Below are 22,414 nucleotides of genomic sequence, written 5' to 3' on the forward strand. Positions count from 1 at the left end.
AGTCTAATTTAAAAATGCTGATGTAGGTTCATAGCTAAAATACCCGAAAAGTGTTTCGGTAAGAATTGAAGTATAAACTGTTGCAAAATATATGCGCTAACGTACACCACGAAAACTTGCACAGCCTCATATATTAATTATTTCTTAAAAAATAACTACAGTTGAGTTTGTTAATTACAGCACTGTGGCAAGATTTATGGCTGTAATTCGCGCACTAATGATTGGGTTTAAGGGTGTGGGGCTTCGCCGTGAGCCTCAGCCGAACGGTGTAAGGGTTTTGAACAGTACAGGACTTACGCACCAAGATTGTCTATAAAGATTGGGTGTAAGGGTGTAAGGGTGTCTGGCGTAAGGGTTTTAGATACATACACCCCCAAACCCCTGTACCCCTACACCCTCGCCAAAACCCTTGATTTTTCGTCTTACTGCATCAGAAATAAGATAGAGACTTGAACCCAAAAAGATGAATTTTTATTGAGTTATTAATTTTCGCTGACGGAAAATTCCTGGCAGTCAAAATATATTGAGATTTGTAACAAGCTTGAAATTTCAGTTTTTTCACCACCTGAGTAACGGCAAAAGAAAGATTAAGGCATAAATCGATCTAAAGCCGCTTTTAACTGCTCAATTTCAACATCTATATTGCCATCTTGTGCTGCTCTGGCAATACATTCAGTCAAGTGTTCATCTAAGACAATGCGGGCGACTCGATCTAATGCGCCTCTAACTGCGGCAATCTGCAATAATACATCAGGACAAGGACTGCTTTGTTGCACCATTGTTTTAATACCGCGAATATGTCCTTCTATGCGTGACAACCGATTCACAATTTTGCGTAAAGACTCTTCACTATGAACATGAGAATGATGGGACTCTCCATGCTCATGATGATCTATATCGTGGGAGTGGAAGTTTTCGGTTGACTGAGAGATAGGCAAGGATTCTGACTTTAATCGGTTTGATCCATTCATGGTATTGAAGCACTGGCAGTACTAAGATCCTAGCCTAGAGGGGTGAGTAGGTGTTATTTCTATTTACTCTGAGGCGCGATCGCAGTATTAGTTACTTGGTCAGGTATAACTTTCAGTTGAGCGATCGCTTTTTCCAGTAGTTCAATTATCCATCTTTCATATAAGTCTTTATTTTTTAAGATATGTAAACTATTATAAGGTTTCCAAAAAGCTCAAAAGGTCTGCCATTTCTTGAGGACTAGGCTGAAATTTTGGCATAGGCGGCGTTTCACCGCTAATCACTTGGTGAATCAACTTATAAGGAGATTTACGTTTAGAAACAGCTTGTAAACTGGGGCCGACTCGCCCATCTGCTTGCCAACCATGACAACCAGCACAGTTAATTTGAAAGATTGCATTTCCCTGAACTGTGTCTCCAGCCAAGGAAAGAACGGTTTTAACGTAGGGGTCTGAGGCTTGTACCATTTGAACACCAAAGATGCCCAAAGGGATTGATAGCAGTATCGCTAGAGCTAATAAGACGATACGCTGCATCAGAAGTTCAGGTTTGGTAATCTGGTTATCCAAAAGGTTTGCTGTGAAAGTGTAAGGTTATAAAATTTTTCATTTCCTACACATAGCTTAAAAGTTCTTGATTTGTACCGCAAGCACAGGTGACTATTTTCTTACAAGCGGGTATAGCTCAAAAACACTGCTGCAAGCGGGATTCGCCGTAATTTGGTAAAATCAAAAACGGGATATAAATCGTTAATAATTGCAAACAGGAGATTTAAAGTGGTTGAACCCCTGCTTTCTGGTATTGTGCTTGGTCTAATTGTTGTAACTCTCGCTGGTTTATTCTACGCTGCATACAAACAATACAAGCGTCCCAACGAGTTGGGTGGTTGATATAGCAGGGGACAGGTAACAGGGTTATAAACCTTGCGGGGTCTATGTTTTCTCATCTGTTGCTGTCCTAAGCTATCAAGGCGAATAGAATTCGCAGCTACACAAACTAAGTCCGTTTATACGGAAGAACAAGAAAATCAAAGACTATAAACCTATATATGCGGTTTTTGTCGGTGTAGCTGCGGTTTCTAACCGCCCATTTTGAGGAAATTTAACTTACTACAAAATTTACTATTGTTCCAAAATCCTTTCAATATTGCGCCCAGCATAGAGAAGTCGCACAATTTCGATGCTATCCTCCCGCTCAAAATAAAAAATTAGGTATCTCTTAAAACCCTTCACTGGCCATTTACGTAACCCTTGCAAACTTGGATTATCCAATAAACATAAGCTACCAATTCCAGGCATACGTGACAACTGAGCAAAGGTCTGACGTGCAGAGTCAAAAAATTGTAATGCAGCTTCTGAGTTTTCTAGCGCAATGTAAGCAAAGTGTTCATCAATATCTAAGCTTGCTTTAGGTGTAACAACAATACGTCTTGTCATTACTGCTTTTGATGTAGTTGTTCAACTAATCTGGCGCGTTTTTGTTCCCACCACTCGTCTGTTATTTCCACAACTTCTCCACTTTCAATACCTTCGATTAGCATTGATTCTAAATTTTTCTGGGCAATTCGCTCTTGTTCTTGACGGATGAGATGATTAATGTATTCATTGGTATTAGCGTAGCCACCAGTCACAACCTGTTGCTCTAGAAATTCTTGCAATTGCTCAGGAAGCGAAATATTAAGTTTGAACATGAGCAACCACCTTCTGCATTTATCGCCACACAGTTCATAACTATTATGAACTGTGTTACTTGAGTTATGCAAAAAGTTTCTTTGCTTTGGGGGTGTCAGTTCACGGTTCGTTAATCACATCAGAGTCGATAACTCTGTAGAAAGTTAAGGCGGTGTTACCGTAAACTTTTTGGCGAGAGATTTCCCAATTGGGTATTACTGGCGGTGTCCAGCCTTGGGGGTTGTGTTCTGCGGCGATTTCACCCTTGGCATCTAATAAATTATAGTTAGCGATCGCTTCTAGCACAGGTTGATATAATCCACTAGCATAAGGTGGATCGAAATAAATTCTGTCAAACTGTTTTCCTGACAACATTTTTAACTGCTGAATTACATCACCACGTAATAGTTGCCATTGTTGTTCATTGCTGGCTAATTGCTGCCAATTTTCTTGAATAATTGCACAGGCTCGGCTTGATTGTTCAATTCCTACTACCAAGCTGGCTCCTCTACACAAAGCCTCTGCTCCCATTGAACCACTACCCGCGCACAAATCTAGCCAGCGACAACCAACAATTTCGCCTTGCCAAATATTAAAAACAGCTTCTCTTACCCGTGCGCTTGTGGGTCTGGTTTCTTTCCCTGGTAAAGTTTTAATTGGACGTTTGCCGTAAATTCTCAAACTCATGATTATTGGTCATTGGTCATTGGTCACTGGTCATTCAACATTTGCCAAGGACAAATGACAAATCACAAATGACAAATCACAAACCCTATGCTGCAATTTGTTCACGCACTTGAGAAACAAAATTAGATAGGATTTGCAATCCTATATTAGAGGATTTTTCGGGGTGAAACTGCACTGCCATGAGATTTTCTTTGGCAATGGCGGCTGTGATAGTTTGAGTACCGTGAGTAACAGTTGCAGCCCGGACTTGCGGATCTGTTGGGTCAACATAATAAGAATGCACAAAATAAACCCAAGGGTTAGCGGGCAAATGTTCCCATAAAATGCTTTTTGCTTGGGTTAATTCAAGTTGGTTCCAACCCATGTGAGGAATAGTAATTCCTGGTTCATGCTGAAAGCGGCGGACTTTTCCTTTGATAATTCCTAGCCCTGGTTGAGTTCCTTCCGCACTTGATTCAAATAAAATTTGCAATCCTAAACAAATTCCTAAGAAGGGTTTGCCAGATGATATCGCATCTTTTATGGGTTGTTCTAAATTCCGTTCTCTTAAATGTTGCACTGCGGGATCAAATGCACCAACTCCTGGCAATACTACAGCATCCGCCAATGATATCTCTTTAGCAGAATCTGTAATCTTGGGAGTTGCCCCAGCTTTTTCTATGCCTTTACAGACTGAGTGCAAATTTCCCATGTCGTAATCTACGACTGCAATAACTGGCATTGACCTGCTCCTTGTAAATTTATTATGGAGGGTTTTTCTATTCTAAATAATAATTCTAATGAAGAAAAGATTTTTATTAACTTCTTTTGACACTTGGTTAAGAGATCAAGATTCAAATTCATCGGATGATTTATTACAAGAAGTGAGTCAAGTTGCATCGCTCCCCCATGATTTAAAATTTCTGCGGCTGTTACCTGTAGATGTGATGCTGGCTAGTTCCTGGGTAATTCAAAAAGTTGAGGAGTTGCAACCGGATTATATTATCTGTTGTGGGATGGCTGCTAGTCGGCAAAGATTAAGTGTAGAGGAGGGTGCTAATCAAGGTGCGATTTTTTTGCCGACGGCAGTTAATTTGGAAAAATTAGTTTTGGGAACAGTAGCAACTGATATTAGTAGTGACTGCGGTAAATTTGTTTGCGAAGGTCTTTATTATGCAGTTCTTGACTATCTCCAGCAATCTAAACTCTCAACTCGTTGTATATTTGTTCACGTTCCGGTGTTAAATCAAGAAAATTTGCTGGTTGTTCTAGCTGACTTCTTATTAATTATTCACAATTTGGCACTCATATAAAATGGTGTGCGTCTTTAAGGAAAAATCATTACCTAAGTATATGTTGTCATTTTTACTCAGTTTACTGATTTCACAAACCACACCTCCCACACCGCCACCAGAAGAAGTTGTCCAACCGCAACAGGTTCTACCCTTACCAGGAAAGTTAGATTCAGTGCCAACTTTTAATAGCAATAGTCCAGAATTGGTGTTGAAGGAAGGGATTTTATTATCTACTTTTCCTGGGGATGGGAAAAAAGTTCCAACAGCACATTTAAATTTTCCCTTCCGGGGAAGATTTGATATTTTCGCTCATCATGTTGCTAAAGCTGATCCGCCAGAAAATTTGCGATCGCTTTATCTCGGTATAATTTTGCATAACCCGACTGACCAACCAGTCACCGTCAATATCTTGCAGGCGGCGAGTTATTTAAGTCAGCCAGATGCACCATTTATTGAACTACCGCCTTATGTCGAAGATGCGGCGGGTAAAGTATTTGCGGGGCCTGGTTCTCGCGTCATGTCTGATATTATCAGAGGCAGACGACAAGCAATTTTCCCGGCACAAATAGTCCTGGCACCCAAGCAAAGTCAAATGTTGCTCAATCTTCCAATTCCGGTGCAGGGGTTAACACCGCCTTTAAATGGTCGTTCGACTTTAATGCGCTTGCGGAGTAACGGTACAGTCTACGCCGCTAGTTTAGCGATGTTTGCCAAAGATAATCCTGATGGTAGTGAACGTGCGCCGACGTTGGCAGAGTGGGAAAATTTGTTAGATAACGGTGAATTATCCACACCACGAGATAAAACACCAACTCCTTTAGAAGAAACTGGGAAACCCAGAATTTACGGAAGAGTCGCCGGGGTAGCTGGCGGTTCCTTTTGGCGTGCATTTATCGTAGATAGTCCCAAAGCGCGATTTTTGACAATTCCCCAGCCGGGACAAGCTGTTTCTTACGCGCTGAGTACCTTACACGGCGGAACTTTGGGGACGAATCAAATTCAAAGTGCGCCAATGTTAGTCCGTTATCCCGACACTGCATATCGCGCACATGGTAACTATGCAATTCAATACAACTTGAAGTTACCGTTATATAACAACACTGCTACGCCAAAAACTGTTGCGGTGGCGATGCAAACTCCCATTAAAGAAGACCAGTTAGTTAAACCAGGACTGCGCTTTTTTGCTACCCCAGCCCGCCAAACCTTCTTTCGCGGCAGTGTGCGGATACGTTACAAAGATGATAAAGGTATGCCACAAACCAAATTTGTGCATTTAGTCCAAAAACGGGGTCAACCAGGACAACCACTAGTAGTATTAAATATGAAACCGAGCGATCGCCGATTAGTCGAAGTAGACTTTCTCTATCCACCAGATGCTACCCCACCGCAGGTATTAACTGTGTCAACGCAAGGATGAGGGTTGAGTGGAGGGTGCAGAGTGCTGAGTGCTGCACCCTCCACTCTGCACCGACTCGCTAAGACTCTAGTGCTTGACGTAATTTCCTTTCTAACTGGGCTATTAAAAATTTGTTGTCAACTCTTTCTAATTCAGCAATAGAAACATCTGCACTTTTACGGACAGCTTCTAACCATTGTTCATACTTTTTATCATGTTCTTCCAAAAGCTCTAAAGCTTCGATAATTATTTCCTCAATAGTGTGATACCTACCGCTACTGAGTTTCTCTTCAATAAATATTTTGTGTCTTCGGTTGAATTTGAATTTCATTATTCATCGCTCAAATTTAAATACCAAGGTGCGATCGCCCAAACATTACAGATGTCAAACTTGTTGCAAATAATACTCAAACCGCTCTCGTAGTTGTTCCACAGCTAAATTCTGAGTCCAGTATTCGACAAGGGCGTGACCAAATGCCCAAGCATTCCGATCAGGTGTAGCTGAATTTTCTAACAATAATGGCCACAGTGAGATTAAATCAAAGTTAATTTTGTTGGAATTGTCTGTTTTGAATAGTGAAAATAACTCATAAGCAATTTGAAGTTTACCAATGACAATCGGTAACTGTTCTACAGGGATTTGCTCTGCTAATAAATAAGCCAAGGTGGGAGAACCTGTAGACATGGTGGCAATAAATTGCAGTACAGGACTTTTTAATAAGGTGGTGAGTCCTTGGGTAGTCGCCATCTGGAAGGTATAGTGATCAATAATTTTGGCTGCGGCGACGGTACGAGAATCTAAGTCACGTAAAAACCGGGCGAGTCGCAGTTGTTTGGCTGGTGCGATCGCTTCAATCAACCCCAATGATAAAGTATCTATATTCCAAGCTGTACGGTTAGTTTTGCGATCGCTTGTAACTACGGGGACAATTAAGTTAGAAAATGCCTCTAGTTTTTCAGCCCGATATTGAGTTGCTTCGCGGATAGAAATTTCCTTTGGCCTGTCTCCCCATTCCCAATTGTATGGCGGTTGCCACTCCCGGATAGGACGCAATTTATCTACTTGGGTGACAACTGCGATCGCAGGTAAATCATCAACTGCGGCTTTCATATCTGCTAAAAAATCCACGTCCATTTGCAAAGCCGGGTCAAGGGCGGGTGTCACCAACAGTAACAAATCTGCGTTAGTTGCATAGTCTATTACTAATTGGCGGAGTTCACCGCGTTTGACTTGTTCGTAACCAGGAGTATCCCAAAGGGTGAGAGTTTCGCCACTAGAAGTTTCCCAATGATAATTTTTAATTTCGTCAGTACTGGGCAACACATCCACCGCCGCCAAGTCAGCTTGGAATAAAGTGTTAATTAGACTGCTTTTACCTGCACCTGTCCGTCCTATGAGTAAAATACTGATGGGTTTTTGCTCAACTTCCGTGACTGGTTCAGCTTGGGTGAGAATTTCGCGCAGAGTTTGGGTTTTGGTTTGGGGGAGAGTTGGTGAAGAACTCACGGCTGTTGTTGGTAGTGTAATACCTCCGTAAAGTGCGATCGCTTGTCTGCATAAATTTCTCAAAGCTGCTTCGCGCAACAGTTGACCTAAATTCACCAATAATTGCTGATTAGCGCGGTTAGTATAACCCTTCGTCGCCCGATTCGCCACCGCCGCTACCGGATTTAATAACCATTGCGCCCAGCCCCAAGCCCGCAAAAGTTTACGGGCTGAGGGTTCTAGCTTGCGATATACTTCATAAGCTTGATAAGCTTGCCCGACAGTAGCTTGATTTAAAGCAGGTGATAATCTCTGCATCCACTGATCTAAATCATCCACGGTTCCCCGGATGAGTCCGTAAGCTTGGGGGACATAGATATTGAGAAGGGGATACTGTACTTGGGGATGGTAGATATTTGCCACAGCCACTACTACATCTTGACAACGTTGCCAAAAAGTTTGCCAATCTTCCCAAATTGGGCGATCGTTAATGGATGCTTCCAGAATTTTTTGTAATGCGGCTTCCGCTTGCTGTGTTGCTTCACTTCCCGCCGTTGTGGTGGTGGTATCAACAGCCGCCTCTAGTTCTTCTTGGAATCCCGCCAAAGCCGCCTCAACTTGGGCAATTTGCGGTTGAGTCCACCTCACCAACAACCACCGCCAACCAAGAAACACAACGGTAAATACCGCCCAAATCCAGTTAATTCCCCAGGCATTGATTTTTAAACCTGCGGCAACCAGTAAGAAAATAATAATAGCTGCGATCGGTGTTGCTAAGATGACCCACTGCCACGGTTTTAAGCGCACCATTTCCCCTGTACCTGCCTGAACATAACTGCTGATAATGCTATTGTGAATCTAATATTTCTGTCATGGATACTAACTGTTGGTGTAATATCCATGCTCTTTTGGAAAGAAATTTTAACCGAGGTTTGAATAATATCTATATGACTTAAGCAAGAACTCTCTCAAACTCTTATAACTTTGTGTCCTACCCGGCGGGAAGCCGCTATCGCGTCTATGCGTCCTTTGCGGTTCGTTTTATCATAATTTTAGTAATTACTGACTATATAAAAATACTGTATCTACAAGAAAAATAACATAATTTTCATGAGATTTATATTTAAAAAATCTAAAAAAATAAATGAGATTTTACAGCGTTCTGATATGAGTGATGAAGAATTTATTCAAAATATTAAATTATCGAATAAATTATCTACAAAAACAGTAAATTGTATCCGCTTAGAGTTAGGTAAATCTTTTCAAGTACCTGCTGAGAAGTTATATCCAGATGATAAATTTATAGATATCATATCCCTCCCCTGCTGGGAATGGGACATGATAGAGCTTGTATTAGCTCTTGAAGAAACACTCAAAATAGATATTGATGAAGAGCAAGTACCTGACTGGACTGATAAAAATATAACTCTAGGTCAATGGATTGTAGAGTTTTTACGCCGCAATTTTCCAGAAAATAATAACCTTAAAAATCAGAAATTGTAACAACAAATGAATCCATCGACTAGACCTCAAAAGTTACCTTTTTTAGAGTCCATTTGTTGGCAGACAGCAGATGTTTATCAGTTTACGCCTGAGCAAATGCTAAGTCGCTATGAAAGGGGTTGGCAGTATCGTCAACTGTTTAATAATTTGGCAGGTGAAGAACTCAATTTTATCAAAGAACTTGCTAGATATTACGATTCTTGGTTACAAGCTGATTTGTCAGCTTGAGGTTGAATCAGGATAATTAAGTTTAGTAAACAAATTTCGGTAATTGCCTACTTTGTTGCTGTATTATGTCTGGTTTGTCAGCCAGTTGTGTGAGGATAAAAGTTATGGCACGAAGTGGGCGATCGCTACTCATCATCTCGATTACAATTATCAGTACCATCACACTGCTAACCTTTACAAGCTTTCCTGGTATCTCTGCAACACCACAAGCAAATCAACCCTCATCAGTGATTGCTCAAAATGTGAATCTTGGCAATTATTTCAAAGAATTAGGAATTGAAGGCTCAATTTTAATTTACGACCAAAATAATAAGAAATTTTACCAACATAACGCCTCGCGTAATTCTACAGCCTTTCTTCCGGCTTCGACTTTCAAAATTGTAAATTCTCTGATTTCATTAGAAACCGGAGTTATTAAAGATGAAATTGCTATTTTGACTTGGGATGGAATTGTAAGAGAATTTCCAACTTGGAACCGAGATACTAATATGCGCCAAGCCTATAAAGATTCCACCGTGTGGTTTTATCAAGTCTTGGCGCGGCGAGTTGGACATGAAAGAATGCAGCAATTTATCAATCAATTTGGTTACGGAAACCGTCAAATTGGTACACCAGAACAAATAGATAAATTTTGGCTATCCGGCCCTTTACAAATTACTCCCAAACAACAAATTGAATTTCTCCAAAGACTTTATCGTAGAGAATTACCTTTTTCTCAACGCACATTTGATTTAGTGCAAGACATTATGATATTTGAGAAAACACCTAATTATATCCTACGAGCCAAAACAGGTTGGGCAATGAGCATAAAACCTAACATTGGCTGGTTTGTCGGATATTTAGAACAAAATAAGAACGTTTATTTCTTCGCCACTAATATCGATATGAAAGATGCTGCTGATGCACCTAAAAGAATTGAATTAACTCGGCGTAGTTTCAAAGCTTTAGGATTACTCTAAAATTTCCTATCTCAACCCCAAATAATTGACAAACATTTCTCTTCCTTGTCTCCCTTGTCTACCTTGTCTCCCTTATCTATTCTGTGATAGTCTCAATTACAAAGCCTGCAATTATCTGCGGTTAATTTTCATGCTTATACTCATCACCATCGGATTATTTTTTATAGTAGGTTTGATTGTTGTAGAAACCATACAAAAATTTCATCCTGCTAACCCAATAATTAATCCTGTTTGGGAAGCCCTCTGTCTAGGAATTACTAGCAGATTTTGGATGTGGCTTTTCCGAGAAGCCCAAATTAAATCAGAATGGTTGATTGTATCGGCTATTTTTGGTTCCGTGCTGGCAATGACATCATCGCTGATATTTTGGTATGTTCATGATTCTACAGGTAAGAGTAAGTATACTCTTCGTAATGCTTATTTATTAGTAGGATTGTATCGATTTGTACTTTACAGCATTAGCATTACCCTTGGCGTATTTTTATCCTAATATTCCACAGTTGAATTAAATATTGGTTAATATCAGCAAACTATCATTTTTTATCGGCGCTGATCTGTGGATTTTTACAAAGCTAATTTTAGCGAATCCTTACTCAAGCTGGTTTTTGCTAAAAATGAGCCTAAATCATTAAATTATGATGAATATGTTTTTGTAAGAAAAGTAGCATTTTGCCATTTAATTCCATAGTAATTATTGGTAAGGATAGTCAATTTATTGCTTAAAACCATTGAGCCAAGGTTTTAACAGTTAATGCTGCCAAAAATATGGAATCTTAACTTTATTTGAGGAGAAAATACTTATGCCCATTAATGATACTAGTAAAGCATTACTTTCTCATAACGGGCTAAACTCTCAACTGCTCTCCTCAGCAGATAGTTTTGATAATAAAAATCAATATAATTCGTACCTTAGTAGCAGTAGTTATTACCAAACTAGTAATGCAAAAATAACTACAGCAACTAGCAAAAACTATAGTTCCACTACAGGATATGGGTTAGTAAATGCGGCGGCGGCTGTAGCTAAAGCTGTGGGTAGAAATACCTTTGCAAATGTTCCAAATTCGGGGGGTAATAATTGGGGTGCTGACCTTGTAAATGCTCCAGAAGCTTGGAACAATGGGTACACAGGTAAAGGTGTTGTTGTTGCTGTGATAGATACTGGGGTTGATTACAACCACGAGGATCTAAAAAATAATATTTGGACGAATACAAAAGAAATTGCTGGTAATGGCATAGATGATGATGGTAATGGTTATGTTGATGATGTCCGGGGTTGGAATTTTGTCAATAACAACAACAACACCCTAGACCAAAACGGTCACGGTACTCATGTTTCTGGCACTATTGCGGGAGAGAAAAATAGCTATGGTGTAACTGGCATTGCTTATAATGCCAAAATTATGCCGGTGAAAGTGTTAAATGAATCTGGTTCTGGTTCGTATAATGCTATAGCCAATGGCATTTACTATGCAGTGAATAATGGTGCTAATGTCATTAATCTGAGTTTGGGGGGCAATTTTTCTAACCGGACTCTACAAAATGCGGTTGAGTATGCCAATAGTAAAGGCGTAGTTGTGGTGATGGCGGCTGGTAATGATGGCGGTTCTCAACCAAACTACCCAGCCCGTTACGCCAACAATACAGGAATTGCGGTGGGCGCAGTAGATAGAAATAATAACTTGGCTAATTTTTCTAATCGTTCTGGGACAAATGAATTGGCTTATGTGACAGCCCCTGGTGTCGATGTCTATTCAACAGTACCGAATAATCAGTATGCTTCTTACAACGGCACATCGATGGCGACTCCTCACGTCGCTGGGGTAGTTGCGTTGATGTTGAGTGCTAACCGTAGCTTAACTCCTACACAAGTGCGCCAAATTATTACAGAAACCGCCGGAAATAATACCCAAGCTGCCACTGCTAGTTATCAGACTGATTCAATTAACACTAGCTCAATAGTAAAATCTGCAATAGCATTATCTAGTTATCAAATCTCTACTACTAATTTCAGCGTTGATCATAACTCGGTTTCTGAAATTACTTCTCCTGCTAAACTGACTAATCAAACCACCGCTACTAATTCAGCAACTAGCTTACAGTTCCACTACTATAACGACAATATCGGTATTAAGAGTTACAACAGTACCGATGAAGAGACTCCAAGCGATAGCCCAAATAATGGCAATAATGGTAATTTGGGAAAATTCTTAGAACGACTAGATCAACTTCAAAAGCAACTAGAAGAATATCGCCGATTTTTGGGCTTTTCTAATGGTAAAAGTTAGTCATTAGAGAGTGTGCTTTAAGTATGGGTATAGCAATTACTAAGATAACGCCTCTACTGCCAAAATCAGGGTGCGATCGCCTTTAACAATCGTCCATTGAAAATCATCTCTCTCGTTATGCTGCTACCATCTCCGGTAAATATTGTCCCAGTGCTGGGTTTATGCTTTTAACCCACAGCATAATCACTCATTTCCCTCATAAAAGGCGGATAAAAACCTAGAACAATATCTTGTTTTGGTACGCCCAAATCAACTAAATCTGCTGCAATATCATGTTCTGTTGAATTGTAAAAAATCCAGATTTTCTCATTGCGAATATCAAGATGTATTAAACAATGATGCACCCAGCGTTTATGTAACCAACCTAGATGCACAATTTGATAGTGATGGCGCTGCGTATCAAAAATAGTTTCAACCTCAATCTCACCGTAAGCTGGCTTAACTTCTGCGTAACCAATCAACAATTGCTGTACAATTTGCTGGTAGTGCGTTAATTTATCCGTTAATCCTTCCATAGTAAAATTTGCTCCAATTCAATATCGTAAACAATTATTTTTACGGAATTTTCTTGCAGCATTGAGGTGGGAAAATCCAGTTGAAAGAAGCTGTTATAGATTAGATTAGGTACAGCTAGATAGAGAATGCGATCAGGGTCTCCACGGCGTAATGCAGCCCGATAGTTAATAAACTGACCTAGTGCTGTATGAAACTCAGAAATTGCCGATGCACTGGCTAAAAAACTTTTTACTTCCACTGCAATTTTCTCATCTCCTCGCTCCGCAGCTAGTAATCTTTCTGCCCCCAAGTCAATTTCCATATCTACACCACCTACTTTAATCTGAAATGGATCGTGAGTCACATTCCACCCATCTTTAGTAAGAGCCATCTTAACAACTTGATGAAAACGATCCTTAGCCACAAAAGAAGATTCGATATATAGGTGCAATTCAAACCTATCACACCCAGTAAAAGAGTGATATCACATAGAAGTGTAAACTGTGAGGAATGCTATGACTCAACAACTGCGATCGCCAACCGTCTCATAACTATTGTAAGTTGACCGGAATCACACCAACCATCATCAACAACCGTCTTGGATAAGAGATATGATTAAGTGTGCATTGTGAATTGTTGATATGGTTACTCTGTCTCCCAGTCTACAAGCTAGACTCTCTCAACCTTTAAAAATCGGCTCGTTTGAGGTGAAAAGCCGGGTTTTACAATCGCCTTTATCTGGGGTGACAGATTTGGTGTTTCGTCGGCTAGTGCGTCGCTATGCACCAGATTCGATGATGTATACCGAAATGGTCAATGCCACGGGACTGCACTATGTGAAGCAGTTACCCAAAATTATGGAAGTTGACCCTAACGAACGCCCAATTAGTATCCAGTTGTTTGACTGTCGCCCTGATTTTTTAGCTGAAGCAGCCGTGAAAGCTGTGGCGGAAGGGGCTGATACTGTTGATATTAATATGGGATGTCCGGTAAATAAAATTACCAAAAATGGCGGTGGTTCTTCGCTGTTGCGTCAGCCGGAAGTTGCTGAAGCCATTGTGCGGGAAGTTGTGAAAGCTGTGGATGTACCAGTAACAGTTAAAACCCGAATTGGTTGGAATGACAAGGAAATCACTATTCTCGATTTTGCCAAGCGGATGGAAGATGCAGGGGCGAAAATGATTACTGTGCATGGACGCACCCGCGCTCAAGGTTACAATGGTAACGCCCGTTGGGAATGGATAGCCCGTGTGAAAGAAGTGCTATCGATACCTGTAATTGGCAATGGCGATATATTTTCTGTGGAAGCCGCAGTAAAATGCTTAGAGGAAACTGGCGCTGATGGTGTGATGTGTTCGCGCGGAACTTTGGGTTATCCCTTTTTGGTAGGCGAAGTTGACCACTTCTTAAAAACTGGCGAACTTTTACCGCCACCAACCCCAATTCAACGTTTAGAATGCGCCAGAGATCATTTACAAGCTTTATGGGAATATAAAGGCGATCGCGGTGTTCGTCAAGCTCGTAAACACATGACTTGGTACGCTAAAGGATTCATCGGCGCGGCTGAGTTACGCGGACAATTAAGTGTGATTGAAACAGTCCAGCAAGGTTTAGATTTAATTGACCGCGCTATGGAAAAATTAGCATCTGGTTATGAGGTTTTGGAAGAAACTACTAGTTTTCAGATGGTTTAGAAGGGGGATGAGGGAGACAGGGGGGACAAGGGAGACAAGGGAGATGAGGGGGACAAGGGGGATGGAAGTTTGTGTGTAGGTAAACAAAAACTCTTAAATTCTTACCCCCCTACACCCTTACACCCAACCTCAACAGACTGTGACATACTCTCAACTCTCTAACATCTGCCGTGCAAACTCAATCGCATCTGTAGCTGTAGCAATTTTACCTTCTGCTTGAGCGATCGCAATCTCGGTCAGTAGTTCTCCGACAACTGGCGAGGCTGGAATATTTAGTGCTAACATTAGTTGTTTACCACTCACTAGTTGAGTGGGATGAGCGACCAGATCATCAGGGTTAAGGTAGCGGCTGATCAAAGGTGAGTAAACCAACAGTGATTTGTCGCCTGACATCGCCTCTACCAAAGTATCTTGTGCTACCGCCAATAATACGACAACAGGAAAGACATGACCTGCTTCTTGGAACAAAAAATATTGTTCTCGGATAGACTTGTTGGTAGATTTTAACTGCGGAAATAATTTCAAAGCCGTTGTCACAGCGCGAATTTCAGCACGGCTATAGGTGAGTTCTTGGAGTTCTAATTCGGCAACTCCGGGGTTACTATCTACAAGACAAGCAAGTTTGGCAATACCTAACCAAGTGGTTTTCACAGTATCACGCACATATTGTTGTAATTCTGCACCAAATTGCGGTGCAAGGATGGCTGAAGTTGTGTCAACGGCGGCGAGTTTATCAAAGCTTTCGGCTGTAGCATTTTTGAAGAAGTGAGAAAGTAAACCATCTTTCCCGGCGTTGGTTAACCAGGGCGTACCTTGGGGACTGGCTAAAAGATAACCTATTTCGGTACGGACTCGTTCAGCTGCGACTGTGTGGAGGTGTGATGCTAAGGTGCGAATTGTGTTTTGTGTAGTTGGTTCAATAGTAAAATTCAGTTGAGCGGCTTGGCGATATGCACGCATTAACCGTAAAGGGTCATCTGCGAGGTTGGCTGGTGATACCATGCGTAAAAGACTTTGCTGTAAATCAGCACAACCTTGCAACGGGTCGATGATTTCTTGGGTGTGGGGATTATAGGCGATCGCATTAATTGTAAAATCACGTCTATGCAAGTCAGTTTCTAAGCTATTGCCTTCTTGTTGGGCAAAGTCAGCCGTGGCTTGGGGAAATACTACACGGGCAATTTTGCGTTCTGCGTCGAGTAAGACAAAGCCAGCTTGATAACGTTTAGCGATCGCTCTCGCTACCTGCACCGCATCCGATGGTATCACAAAGTCAAGATCCCAATATTCACGGGTTCTGCCTAAAATTGCATCACGCACCGCACCACCTACCATGTAAGCTGGTTGTGGTAAGCATTCCAAACTAAAAGGCCAATTTTGTGGCGCGAGAATTGCAGAAACAGAACTGTGCATTGTAATAAAAATCAACCCGGCAACTAGTGAAGAATAGCTTTGCTTACGCTAGATTAGCAATAAAGCTCCTGGAGTTGGTTATATTATGTGTATTTGCGTGAACTGCCAATACGTAGACCGTTGTGTAACCTATCATGCTGTAGAAACCCAACACCAACAGCCTCATTTAACTGAGAACCCGACTTTTGACCCTAATGAACCCTCTATTAACGTTAACATCCGTACTAAAGAAGATGTGATTGAAATGGAATGGGATGTTGTTGGTTGTCTTAGCTTTAAGCAAGAAATGGGTAAATGGGCGAAATTGCGTCCCGGTGAACTAGTACCGACGTGATGAAGATGATAGGTAAATTATCAACGACTACTGCGATTTCTTGTAGTAGTCGTCTATTTTTATGGTTGAATAAATATCACGCCAACTCTAGGAAAATTAATATAATTACTCGCTTTGACCACAGAATTAACCACTCTACCACCCCAGCAATACGCTTTATCCCTGCATACAACCACACCAGAATTAGGTTTTGCCATTAGTAATTTTGCTGGCGAAACTCGCACAAATGTTTGGAATTTAGGGCGTGATTTATCTAGTTATATACATCAATATTTAATTGATTTTATCCAACCACAAACTTGGGCAGATTTAGAATTTATTGCTGTTGCTAAAGGGCCAGGCGGCTTTACGGGAACTCGTATTGGTGTAGTTCTCGCCCGTACTTTAGGGCAACAATTAAATATTCCCGTGTTTGCCATTTCAACATTAGCGGCGGTAGCTTGGTCATATAAAAATCATACTCAAAAAGCGATCGCTGTGGAAATGCCAGCACAACGAGGTAAAGTATTTGGTGCGATTTATCAAGTTAATTCTCACACTTCAGAAATTACAGCCTTATTTCCTGATACAGTACTAACCCCAGAAGCTTGGCAAGAAACTTTAACTAATAGCAATACTGAGTATCAGTTAATTCATGCGACCTCTGGTTTAGCTGCAACTGTCACAAATATTTTGGAACTTTCTTATCTAGAATGGCGACAAGGAAAACGCCCTCAGTGGTCAGAAGCTTTACCTTATTATGGACAACATCCAGTAGAAATTTAAAAACACTGGCATTTCTCCACATTATAGTTATACTGCTGTCATCACTACGCAAAATTCGTAAGCTACAACTAAAATAATTACGGATAAATAAATATGTGCTTAATACATTATTAATTGAGGAGTATCGATGTGTTTAGCCCAAAATTATGGCAATTTTTAACCGCAGGAACTATTACACTGGTTGGTGCTGGTGGTGGCTTGAGTCTCACAGGGTTATTACTCAAAAATCCCCTTAACATTCCTTTACTATTGACTCAATCAGTAGATAAGAAATCAGCAGTCACTACACAAAATGCCAGTTTAAATACGACCAAACAAACTGTATCAAAGGAATTTCAAGGACAAACCATTTATCAAGCTAAATTACCCACAACAGATAAAGTTATTGCCTTAACTTTTGATGATGGCCCAGGGCCAAAAAATACGACACAAATATTAGAAATTCTTAAACAAAATCATATTAAAGCAACATTTTTTTTAATCGGGCAAATGGTTAGTTACCATCCCCAAATTGTTAAACAAATTGCCGCCGAAGGTCATGTCTTGGGCAACCATACATGGCATCATTGGTATCGTCGGATGGATGTAGCCACCGCCGCGAGTGAAATTAATCGCACAGCAGATTTGATTTATCAACTTACCGGAGTGAAAACCACATTATTTCGTCCTCCTGGTGGTTTTCTGCACAATGGCTTAGTGGATTATGCCAAAAGTCAAAAGTATGCAATCATTATGTGGTCTGATGAGTCGGGAGACTCTCAACGTCATGGTCAAACTCCAACATTAATTAAAAATGTTGTCAAAAGTGCCAAACCCGGTGGAATTGTGTTGATGCACGACGGTGGCGGCAATCGTTCTCGCACTGTGAAGGCACTACCGCAAATTATTGCAGATTTAAAGGCGAAAGGCTATAAGTTTGTCACCATCCCGGAATTGCTGGAAATGGAAACCCAAGCCAAAGGTGTAGTCACAGCCGAATCTTCTATAGTTACCAAAGATGGACATTCTCATCGTCAATGATTCACAGGACTTACGCAAAAGTATAAAGAAACGAACCGCAAAGAACGCAAAGGACACGAAGTGATCAGAGTTTGAAAGATTTCTTGCGTAAGTCCTAATTCATTCGGGCGGGGTGAAAAAGGTATCTGAAAGGAGAGGGAACGGGGAACCGGGAAGAGTGTAGGGTGCAGGGGAAGAATGTTGACCCAACACTCATACCATTTCACTTTAAATATAATACATATCGGTAAGCAGCGCCTCGACTTCGCTCGGCGACCGGAAGCAGAAATACAGAGGAAGTGATTTGTATCAGTAATTTCGTGAATTGGTATCAGTACTTTGCTATGATCCTCGGCGGTTATGTCAACATGACCAACTGCTGCTTGATCAAGGTTCTCACTCCATCCAAAGTTAATTGCACATTTGCTAAAATTTCCCCTACTTTTGCTTGTCCATTACAGGCTTGCATAAACTCAAACTCTGCTGTGGACAAGTTGACAATTTGGTAGTCGTAATTAAAGATACATTGACTAGGAAAGCCATCAATACAAGGGTTTAATTCTGGGATAGCTGATAACAACTTGTCATCACTTGACCAGTCGGCTTTAGCTAGGGGAGGACGACCAAGGAAAAATTCGTAATGGGTAACTTCTGGGTCGAGTAATTCTATTAAACGATATAACTGACGTTCGCTGAGATTTTCTGCCCGTTCAATTAACTCTGGTGCTTTCCCTAAAAGTCTATCTAACTGCCAAAAACCAGGATTGGAAAAGCCGATAAATTCTAACTCAGAAGCATCAATTAATTCAAATAACGTCTCAACATTGTAATCAACTTCTTGGGGATGAACGTACATATCTGCAAAACATTCATCGCGCTGGTTTTCCATTGCCCAGCGTTGTTTTTCGTATTTGACAATTCGATTGTTTTCTGGTAAGGAGGAAAATATTTTGCGTCCGACTTGCACACCATCACGGTAGTCGCCGCGCTTGTCGCCTTGGAGAAGGGCGATCGCTTTTTGCATAAGTTGAATTTCCCAACGTCCCAACTCACCATACACAAAAATGTGCATAATTCCGCCTGGGGCTAATTTCTTAGCTAAAGCTTGAATACCGCGAATTGGGTCTGGTAGGTGATGCAAAACCCCGACGCAATTAATTAAGTCAAATTCACCGGGTAACTGTTCCACATCATAGATGCTGAGGTGATGAAATTCTACACGGTTCGCACCGGAACGCTGACAACGTTCTTGCGCCACAGCCAAAGCACCCGCACTCAAGTCAATCCCAACTACAGAAGCTTGGGGGTTGAGATGAACCAAGTATTCTGTACCTACACCTGTACCGCAGCCAGCATCTAAAATGCGGATGTCTTGCTTTTGCGGCTTTTGACCTGTACAGAAGCTATAAGCTGCTAACCAATTCCAACGCCAGTTATAACCCGGAGGTGGTTCATCTAGCAGGGGTTCTGGGGGAAAGGGATAGGTATTGTAGAGTTTGGCAACAGCAGCACTTACACTTTGAGAATCTGACATGATCAACAACATCGCAGCATTTCTGAGTTTATCGAAATGCTGGACATTTGTGGTAGGGATTTTTAGGGATTAGGGGCTGGAGGTTAGAGGTTAGGGGGGACAAGGGGGACAAGGGGGACAAGGGGGAGAACTTAGAACTTACACTTCGACTACTTCGGCTGCGCTCAGTACAAGTGCGCTCAGTGTACAACACTTAACCCGGATTTCTCACCACACCTTTCAAAGCCTGTGCAGGGGAGCAGGGGAGAATGAAGGTACTCTCTCCCCTGCCCCTCCGCACCTCTGCCCCTCTGCCCCATCAAACGCCTGAAGCTTGTGAGAAATGCGGGTTAACACTCATCGTTCTTGGTAATCTTCGGAGGATTTTGGGTCTAGTTCCCAGCGACGATCATCGCGTTGTTCGAGAATTTCGTTGGTACGGAGGAAGGCGCGATCGCTCATTTCTAAACCAACGGCTGCTTCAATTTCTTCGGTAACATCTTGTTCAGGAACGGCGACAGTACCACCAACAGCTTCATCGCCTACGGTATCTTGCCAGTAAGTATAACCGTCTTGAGTGGTGACTTCGGGGCTATCGGGATACTCTGGGGTAGTTTGATCAAGCGATCGCTCACCAATATTGTACCCTGGTAATTCTTTGACTCCAGTGCCGTAAGATTCAGTAATTTCTTGTGGTAAATCTTCTGAATTAACTTCAGGATGCTGATTTTTTTCTGTCATATATATCTGCCTTTTCTGCATCCTTACCATAACGTTTTTATTAATAAAATTTGTCTGACTTTGGATGTATGACTTTAGTAGTAAAAAAATCTATCCCCTTAGAACGAAGTTAATGTAATTTTTACAGCCTAATCTTATAAGAGTAAATTCAAGGTTAAGCTACTTGTAGTTGAATCTGTTAGTTATGAGTTAGAAGTACTCAACCCACACAACAAGCCCCTTAATTTCTTCTAAACTCATAACTTTTTTTTGGTAAAAATTTCTCATACTCAAATAAGTATTGAGGTAATTTTAGTGGAGGTTAAAAGTGGAATATCACGAGTTTATTACCCATGTCCAAAGTCTCTCTCAATCTAATTCTCGTGAGGAGGCGGAACTTGCTACTCGTGCAACTCTAGAAACTATTAAAGAACGTATTGCAGAAAGTGAAATTCAAGATTTAGCTGCACAACTTCCACAGGAACTAAGTGATTATTTACAAGCACAAACACAAGCAAGTATTCAAAGTTTTCATCTCCAAGAGTTTATTCAACGTGTTAGCCAAAAAGAACATATAGAACCTACTACTACTGCAATTCATGTCCGAGCAGTTTTCGCTGTGTTGCAAAATGCCATCAAGCCTGAAATTTTTTCTCGGTTTCACGCCCATTTTAGTCACGATTACGAAGAACTATTTCCTGCACCATCTACTAGTGAAGTATGAAAGTTTTCCTGAGATTATATGATTCGTGATTTTTAGAACATTTTTCATCTCAATAAATTACATTCCTCTAATCTCTAGCCTCTATTGGCTGGTAATTGATCAATTTTCACCCAATTAACAATTAAGCAAAATAGGTAATTCCATGTCATATCAAAACAATCATTCTGGGAAGAAAAAAGTTGCAATTCTAATTGAAAATGATGTCGAAGATGCAGAATTTATAGTTCCTTGTCACGGGCTGAAACAAGCAGGAATAGATGTAGTTGTCCTCGGTGCGCGGATGAACGAAAAATATAAAGGTAAACGCGGTAGAGTTTCTGTTCAAGCAGATGGTACCACTACAGAAGCGATCGCATCAGAATTCGATGCAGTAATAATTCCTGGTGGGATGGCTCCTGATAAAATGCGCCGCAACCCCAATACAGTGCGCTTTGTCCAAGAAGCTCTGCAACAAGGAAAGCTCGTCGCCGCAGTTTGTCACGGGCCACAATTATTAATTGAAGGCGATTTGCTCAGAGAAAAACGCGCTACTGGTTTTGTGGCTATCCGCCGCGATATGCTGAATGCGGGTGCAAACTATCAAGATGAATCCCTGGTAGTGGATGGTAATTTAATTACTTCCCGCGAACCTGGAGACTTGGCAATTTTTACCACAGCTATTCTCAGCCGTCTTGGTTACGGTGGTAAAGATGTGGCTCTTCCCGATGAAACAGATATTAACGCCGAATGGTGGAAAATTGCTGATGCTTGGGGTGGTTCAACTAAAGGCGAAATTGCTAAAGGTTTAAATACGGCTTTAAGTGGTGAACGTTATTCTCTAGAAGCTCTAGAAAAGTATTACGAAAAAGAGTCTGATACTCAAGCTAAGGCACTGTTTCAAGAGTTAATGGCGCATAAACAGCGTCACATTGAAATATTAGAAACCTACCTGAATAAATTAGGTGAAAAGCCTTCGATAGCTGCCAATATCGCTAATCAATATGCCAAGGTAAAAGCGGCGCTATCTGGTAGTGATGATATCTATCAAATCCGTTGTGCTTTGGGTGATTTACAAACAGGTATTGGGGACATTGGTAATTTATCTGCAATGTTTACTGACCCCATAGCAACTGATATTTTCAAAAAGATTTACGGCGATTTGTTAAAAGACGAACAACGTTTGGTAGAGCTATATCGGGCGCGGCTAAGTGCGGGAGTGCAATCTCCTAAGCCGACAACTGGTGCAGCTGTTTCTATGTAAAACGAACCGCTCCAGGCGCAGATATCGCAGAGAAAGATATTTACGCCTCTGCAATGATTT

Annotated in this window: 27 protein-coding genes; 14 read left to right on the plus strand and 13 right to left on the minus strand. The window is 41.1% G+C overall.

Features of this window, described 5'->3' with window-relative positions; all coding sequences use genetic code 11:
- Nucleotides 1-587: 587 nt before the first annotated feature.
- Nucleotides 588-971 (minus strand): metal-sensitive transcriptional regulator, encoded by a 384-nt coding sequence (locus H6G77_RS28495; RefSeq protein WP_190588530.1) that lies wholly within the window; start codon nucleotides 969-971, stop codon nucleotides 588-590.
- Between the two features lie 192 nt (nucleotides 972-1,163).
- Complete coding sequence (locus tag H6G77_RS28500) at nucleotides 1,164-1,538, minus strand: cytochrome c (RefSeq protein WP_190588531.1); 375 nt, start codon at nucleotides 1,536-1,538, stop codon at nucleotides 1,164-1,166.
- Between the two features lie 207 nt (nucleotides 1,539-1,745).
- On the opposite strand from H6G77_RS28500, the gene petG reads away from it, so the two are divergent.
- Entirely contained in the window at nucleotides 1,746-1,859 is a 114-nt protein-coding gene (gene petG, locus H6G77_RS35935; protein ID WP_010995538.1) for a cytochrome b6-f complex subunit V, read from the plus strand.
- Between the two features lie 231 nt (nucleotides 1,860-2,090).
- Here petG and H6G77_RS28510 read toward each other — a convergent pair whose 3' ends face one another.
- The 4 genes from H6G77_RS28510 to hisH all read right to left on the minus strand — a co-directional run bounded on the left by H6G77_RS28510 (nucleotide 2,091) and on the right by hisH (nucleotide 4,047).
- Nucleotides 2,091-2,405: a type II toxin-antitoxin system RelE/ParE family toxin gene (locus tag H6G77_RS28510; RefSeq protein ID WP_190588532.1), complete on the minus strand. Its 315-nt coding sequence runs from the start codon at nucleotides 2,403-2,405 to the stop codon at nucleotides 2,091-2,093.
- The gene (locus tag H6G77_RS28515) at nucleotides 2,405-2,659 is read right to left on the minus strand and encodes a type II toxin-antitoxin system ParD family antitoxin (RefSeq protein ID WP_190873359.1); all 255 of its coding nucleotides are present in this window, start codon (nucleotides 2,657-2,659) and stop codon (nucleotides 2,405-2,407) included. The genes H6G77_RS28510 and H6G77_RS28515 overlap by 1 nt, the downstream gene beginning before the upstream one ends.
- Nucleotides 2,660-2,759: 100 nt before the next feature.
- Nucleotides 2,760-3,326: a 16S rRNA (guanine(966)-N(2))-methyltransferase RsmD gene (gene rsmD / locus H6G77_RS28520; protein WP_190588534.1), complete on the minus strand. Its 567-nt coding sequence runs from the start codon at nucleotides 3,324-3,326 to the stop codon at nucleotides 2,760-2,762.
- Between the two features lie 85 nt (nucleotides 3,327-3,411).
- On the minus strand, nucleotides 3,412-4,047 hold the full coding sequence (hisH, locus tag H6G77_RS28525; RefSeq protein ID WP_190588535.1) for an imidazole glycerol phosphate synthase subunit HisH: 636 nt from the start codon (nucleotides 4,045-4,047) through the stop codon (nucleotides 3,412-3,414).
- A 58-nt stretch (nucleotides 4,048-4,105) separates the two neighbouring features.
- On the opposite strand from hisH, the gene H6G77_RS28530 reads away from it, so the two are divergent.
- Together H6G77_RS28530 and H6G77_RS28535 are read left to right on the plus strand one after the other, a co-directional pair.
- The gene (locus H6G77_RS28530; RefSeq protein WP_190588536.1) at nucleotides 4,106-4,618 is read left to right on the plus strand and encodes a peptidase C15; all 513 of its coding nucleotides are present in this window, start codon (nucleotides 4,106-4,108) and stop codon (nucleotides 4,616-4,618) included.
- 40 nt (nucleotides 4,619-4,658) lie between these two features.
- A complete protein-coding gene (locus H6G77_RS28535; RefSeq protein WP_190873360.1) occupies nucleotides 4,659-6,017 on the plus strand; it encodes a DUF3370 domain-containing protein in 1,359 nt (452 codons plus the stop codon).
- Nucleotides 6,018-6,075: 58 nt separating this feature from the next.
- On the opposite strand, the gene H6G77_RS28540 is transcribed toward H6G77_RS28535, so the two are convergent.
- A complete protein-coding gene (locus H6G77_RS28540) occupies nucleotides 6,076-6,327 on the minus strand; it encodes a type II toxin-antitoxin system ParD family antitoxin (protein ID WP_190588538.1) in 252 nt (83 codons plus the stop codon).
- Between the two features lie 54 nt (nucleotides 6,328-6,381).
- A complete protein-coding gene (locus tag H6G77_RS28545; protein WP_190873361.1) occupies nucleotides 6,382-8,292 on the minus strand; it encodes a GTPase family protein in 1,911 nt (636 codons plus the stop codon).
- Between the two features lie 300 nt (nucleotides 8,293-8,592).
- Here H6G77_RS28545 and H6G77_RS28550 point away from each other — a divergent pair, with 300 nt between their 5' ends.
- The 5 genes from H6G77_RS28550 (at nucleotide 8,593) to H6G77_RS28570 (ending at nucleotide 12,457) form a co-directional block, all read left to right on the plus strand.
- Nucleotides 8,593-8,985: a hypothetical protein gene (locus H6G77_RS28550; protein WP_190873362.1), complete on the plus strand. Its 393-nt coding sequence runs from the start codon at nucleotides 8,593-8,595 to the stop codon at nucleotides 8,983-8,985.
- A gap of 6 nt (nucleotides 8,986-8,991) precedes the next feature.
- Nucleotides 8,992-9,213: a hypothetical protein gene (locus H6G77_RS28555; protein WP_190588542.1), complete on the plus strand. Its 222-nt coding sequence runs from the start codon at nucleotides 8,992-8,994 to the stop codon at nucleotides 9,211-9,213.
- 104 nt (nucleotides 9,214-9,317) lie between these two features.
- The gene (gene blaOXA, locus H6G77_RS28560; RefSeq protein ID WP_190873363.1) at nucleotides 9,318-10,172 is read left to right on the plus strand and encodes a class D beta-lactamase; all 855 of its coding nucleotides are present in this window, start codon (nucleotides 9,318-9,320) and stop codon (nucleotides 10,170-10,172) included.
- Nucleotides 10,173-10,302: 130 nt separating this feature from the next.
- The gene (locus tag H6G77_RS28565; RefSeq protein ID WP_190588544.1) at nucleotides 10,303-10,662 is read left to right on the plus strand and encodes a hypothetical protein; all 360 of its coding nucleotides are present in this window, start codon (nucleotides 10,303-10,305) and stop codon (nucleotides 10,660-10,662) included.
- Between the two features lie 310 nt (nucleotides 10,663-10,972).
- Nucleotides 10,973-12,457, plus strand: coding sequence for a S8 family peptidase (locus H6G77_RS28570; RefSeq protein WP_190873364.1), 1,485 nt, complete (start codon nucleotides 10,973-10,975; stop codon nucleotides 12,455-12,457).
- 167 nt (nucleotides 12,458-12,624) lie between these two features.
- Here the strand turns inward: H6G77_RS28570 and H6G77_RS28575 are convergent, their stop codons facing one another.
- Both H6G77_RS28575 and H6G77_RS28580 read right to left on the minus strand, forming a co-directional pair.
- Nucleotides 12,625-12,972 carry a XisI protein gene (locus H6G77_RS28575; RefSeq protein ID WP_190588546.1) on the minus strand — a complete coding sequence of 116 codons (348 nt, stop codon included), beginning with the start codon at nucleotides 12,970-12,972 and terminating at the stop codon, nucleotides 12,625-12,627.
- Nucleotides 12,960-13,376 (minus strand): XisH family protein, encoded by a 417-nt coding sequence (locus H6G77_RS28580; protein WP_190588547.1) that lies wholly within the window; start codon nucleotides 13,374-13,376, stop codon nucleotides 12,960-12,962. Before H6G77_RS28580 ends, H6G77_RS28575 begins: the two co-directional genes overlap by 13 nt.
- A gap of 217 nt (nucleotides 13,377-13,593) precedes the next feature.
- Here H6G77_RS28580 and dusB point away from each other — a divergent pair, with 217 nt between their 5' ends.
- Complete coding sequence (gene dusB / locus H6G77_RS28585) at nucleotides 13,594-14,646, plus strand: tRNA dihydrouridine synthase DusB (protein WP_190873365.1); 1,053 nt, start codon at nucleotides 13,594-13,596, stop codon at nucleotides 14,644-14,646.
- Between the two features lie 150 nt (nucleotides 14,647-14,796).
- Here dusB and H6G77_RS28590 read toward each other — a convergent pair whose 3' ends face one another.
- On the minus strand, nucleotides 14,797-16,059 hold the full coding sequence (locus H6G77_RS28590) for a CCA tRNA nucleotidyltransferase (RefSeq protein ID WP_190873366.1): 1,263 nt from the start codon (nucleotides 16,057-16,059) through the stop codon (nucleotides 14,797-14,799).
- Nucleotides 16,060-16,144: 85 nt separating this feature from the next.
- Here H6G77_RS28590 and H6G77_RS28595 point away from each other — a divergent pair, with 85 nt between their 5' ends.
- From H6G77_RS28595 to H6G77_RS28605, 3 genes are all read left to right on the plus strand, one after another.
- Complete coding sequence (locus H6G77_RS28595; protein WP_190588550.1) at nucleotides 16,145-16,393, plus strand: Ycf34 family protein; 249 nt, start codon at nucleotides 16,145-16,147, stop codon at nucleotides 16,391-16,393.
- Nucleotides 16,394-16,507: 114 nt separating this feature from the next.
- On the plus strand, nucleotides 16,508-17,158 hold the full coding sequence (gene tsaB, locus H6G77_RS28600; protein WP_190873367.1) for a tRNA (adenosine(37)-N6)-threonylcarbamoyltransferase complex dimerization subunit type 1 TsaB: 651 nt from the start codon (nucleotides 16,508-16,510) through the stop codon (nucleotides 17,156-17,158).
- A gap of 129 nt (nucleotides 17,159-17,287) precedes the next feature.
- Nucleotides 17,288-18,178 (plus strand): polysaccharide deacetylase family protein, encoded by an 891-nt coding sequence (locus H6G77_RS28605; RefSeq protein WP_313954532.1) that lies wholly within the window; start codon nucleotides 17,288-17,290, stop codon nucleotides 18,176-18,178.
- Between the two features lie 337 nt (nucleotides 18,179-18,515).
- On the opposite strand, the gene H6G77_RS28610 is transcribed toward H6G77_RS28605, so the two are convergent.
- Together H6G77_RS28610 and H6G77_RS28615 are read right to left on the minus strand one after the other, a co-directional pair.
- Complete coding sequence (locus tag H6G77_RS28610) at nucleotides 18,516-19,691, minus strand: bifunctional 2-polyprenyl-6-hydroxyphenol methylase/3-demethylubiquinol 3-O-methyltransferase UbiG (protein ID WP_190873368.1); 1,176 nt, start codon at nucleotides 19,689-19,691, stop codon at nucleotides 18,516-18,518.
- A gap of 336 nt (nucleotides 19,692-20,027) precedes the next feature.
- Nucleotides 20,028-20,411: a DUF6335 family protein gene (locus H6G77_RS28615; RefSeq protein ID WP_190873369.1), complete on the minus strand. Its 384-nt coding sequence runs from the start codon at nucleotides 20,409-20,411 to the stop codon at nucleotides 20,028-20,030.
- Between the two features lie 307 nt (nucleotides 20,412-20,718).
- On the opposite strand from H6G77_RS28615, the gene H6G77_RS28620 reads away from it, so the two are divergent.
- Both H6G77_RS28620 and H6G77_RS28625 read left to right on the plus strand, forming a co-directional pair.
- The gene (locus H6G77_RS28620) at nucleotides 20,719-21,114 is read left to right on the plus strand and encodes a DUF2267 domain-containing protein (protein WP_190670511.1); all 396 of its coding nucleotides are present in this window, start codon (nucleotides 20,719-20,721) and stop codon (nucleotides 21,112-21,114) included.
- 142 nt (nucleotides 21,115-21,256) lie between these two features.
- Nucleotides 21,257-22,354, plus strand: a complete 1,098-nt coding sequence (locus tag H6G77_RS28625; protein WP_190873370.1) for a DJ-1/PfpI/YhbO family deglycase/protease — start codon at nucleotides 21,257-21,259, stop codon at nucleotides 22,352-22,354.
- Nucleotides 22,355-22,414: the final 60 nt, after the last annotated feature.

This window comes from Aulosira sp. FACHB-615 (assembly GCF_014698045.1).
Taxonomy (GTDB): domain Bacteria; phylum Cyanobacteriota; class Cyanobacteriia; order Cyanobacteriales; family Nostocaceae; genus Nostoc_B.

Excerpts from the sequence above, each read along its gene's own strand:
- H6G77_RS28495 (WP_190588530.1), bottom strand. The coding sequence starts at position 971 with ATGAATGGATCAAACCGATTAAAGTCAGAATCCTTGCCTATCTCTCAG.
- H6G77_RS28510 (WP_190588532.1), bottom strand. The coding sequence starts at position 2,405 with ATGACAAGACGTATTGTTGTTACACCTAAAGCAAGCTTAGATATTGAT.
- H6G77_RS28515 (WP_190873359.1), bottom strand. The coding sequence starts at position 2,659 with ATGTTCAAACTTAATATTTCGCTTCCTGAGCAATTGCAAGAATTTCTA.
- rsmD (WP_190588534.1), bottom strand. The coding sequence starts at position 3,326 with ATGAGTTTGAGAATTTACGGCAAACGTCCAATTAAAACTTTACCAGGG.
- hisH (WP_190588535.1), bottom strand. The coding sequence starts at position 4,047 with ATGCCAGTTATTGCAGTCGTAGATTACGACATGGGAAATTTGCACTCA.
- H6G77_RS28530 (WP_190588536.1), top strand. The coding sequence starts at position 4,106 with ATGAAGAAAAGATTTTTATTAACTTCTTTTGACACTTGGTTAAGAGAT.
- H6G77_RS28535 (WP_190873360.1), top strand. The coding sequence starts at position 4,659 with ATGTTGTCATTTTTACTCAGTTTACTGATTTCACAAACCACACCTCCC.
- H6G77_RS28540 (WP_190588538.1), bottom strand. The coding sequence starts at position 6,327 with ATGAAATTCAAATTCAACCGAAGACACAAAATATTTATTGAAGAGAAA.
- H6G77_RS28545 (WP_190873361.1), bottom strand. The coding sequence starts at position 8,292 with ATGGTGCGCTTAAAACCGTGGCAGTGGGTCATCTTAGCAACACCGATC.
- H6G77_RS28550 (WP_190873362.1), top strand. The coding sequence starts at position 8,593 with ATGAGATTTATATTTAAAAAATCTAAAAAAATAAATGAGATTTTACAG.
- H6G77_RS28555 (WP_190588542.1), top strand. The coding sequence starts at position 8,992 with ATGAATCCATCGACTAGACCTCAAAAGTTACCTTTTTTAGAGTCCATT.
- blaOXA (WP_190873363.1), top strand. The coding sequence starts at position 9,318 with ATGGCACGAAGTGGGCGATCGCTACTCATCATCTCGATTACAATTATC.
- H6G77_RS28565 (WP_190588544.1), top strand. The coding sequence starts at position 10,303 with ATGCTTATACTCATCACCATCGGATTATTTTTTATAGTAGGTTTGATT.
- H6G77_RS28570 (WP_190873364.1), top strand. The coding sequence starts at position 10,973 with ATGCCCATTAATGATACTAGTAAAGCATTACTTTCTCATAACGGGCTA.
- H6G77_RS28575 (WP_190588546.1), bottom strand. The coding sequence starts at position 12,972 with ATGGAAGGATTAACGGATAAATTAACGCACTACCAGCAAATTGTACAG.
- dusB (WP_190873365.1), top strand. The coding sequence starts at position 13,594 with ATGGTTACTCTGTCTCCCAGTCTACAAGCTAGACTCTCTCAACCTTTA.
- H6G77_RS28590 (WP_190873366.1), bottom strand. The coding sequence starts at position 16,059 with ATGCACAGTTCTGTTTCTGCAATTCTCGCGCCACAAAATTGGCCTTTT.
- H6G77_RS28595 (WP_190588550.1), top strand. The coding sequence starts at position 16,145 with ATGTGTATTTGCGTGAACTGCCAATACGTAGACCGTTGTGTAACCTAT.
- H6G77_RS28610 (WP_190873368.1), bottom strand. The coding sequence starts at position 19,691 with ATGTCAGATTCTCAAAGTGTAAGTGCTGCTGTTGCCAAACTCTACAAT.
- H6G77_RS28615 (WP_190873369.1), bottom strand. The coding sequence starts at position 20,411 with ATGACAGAAAAAAATCAGCATCCTGAAGTTAATTCAGAAGATTTACCA.
- H6G77_RS28625 (WP_190873370.1), top strand. The coding sequence starts at position 21,257 with ATGTCATATCAAAACAATCATTCTGGGAAGAAAAAAGTTGCAATTCTA.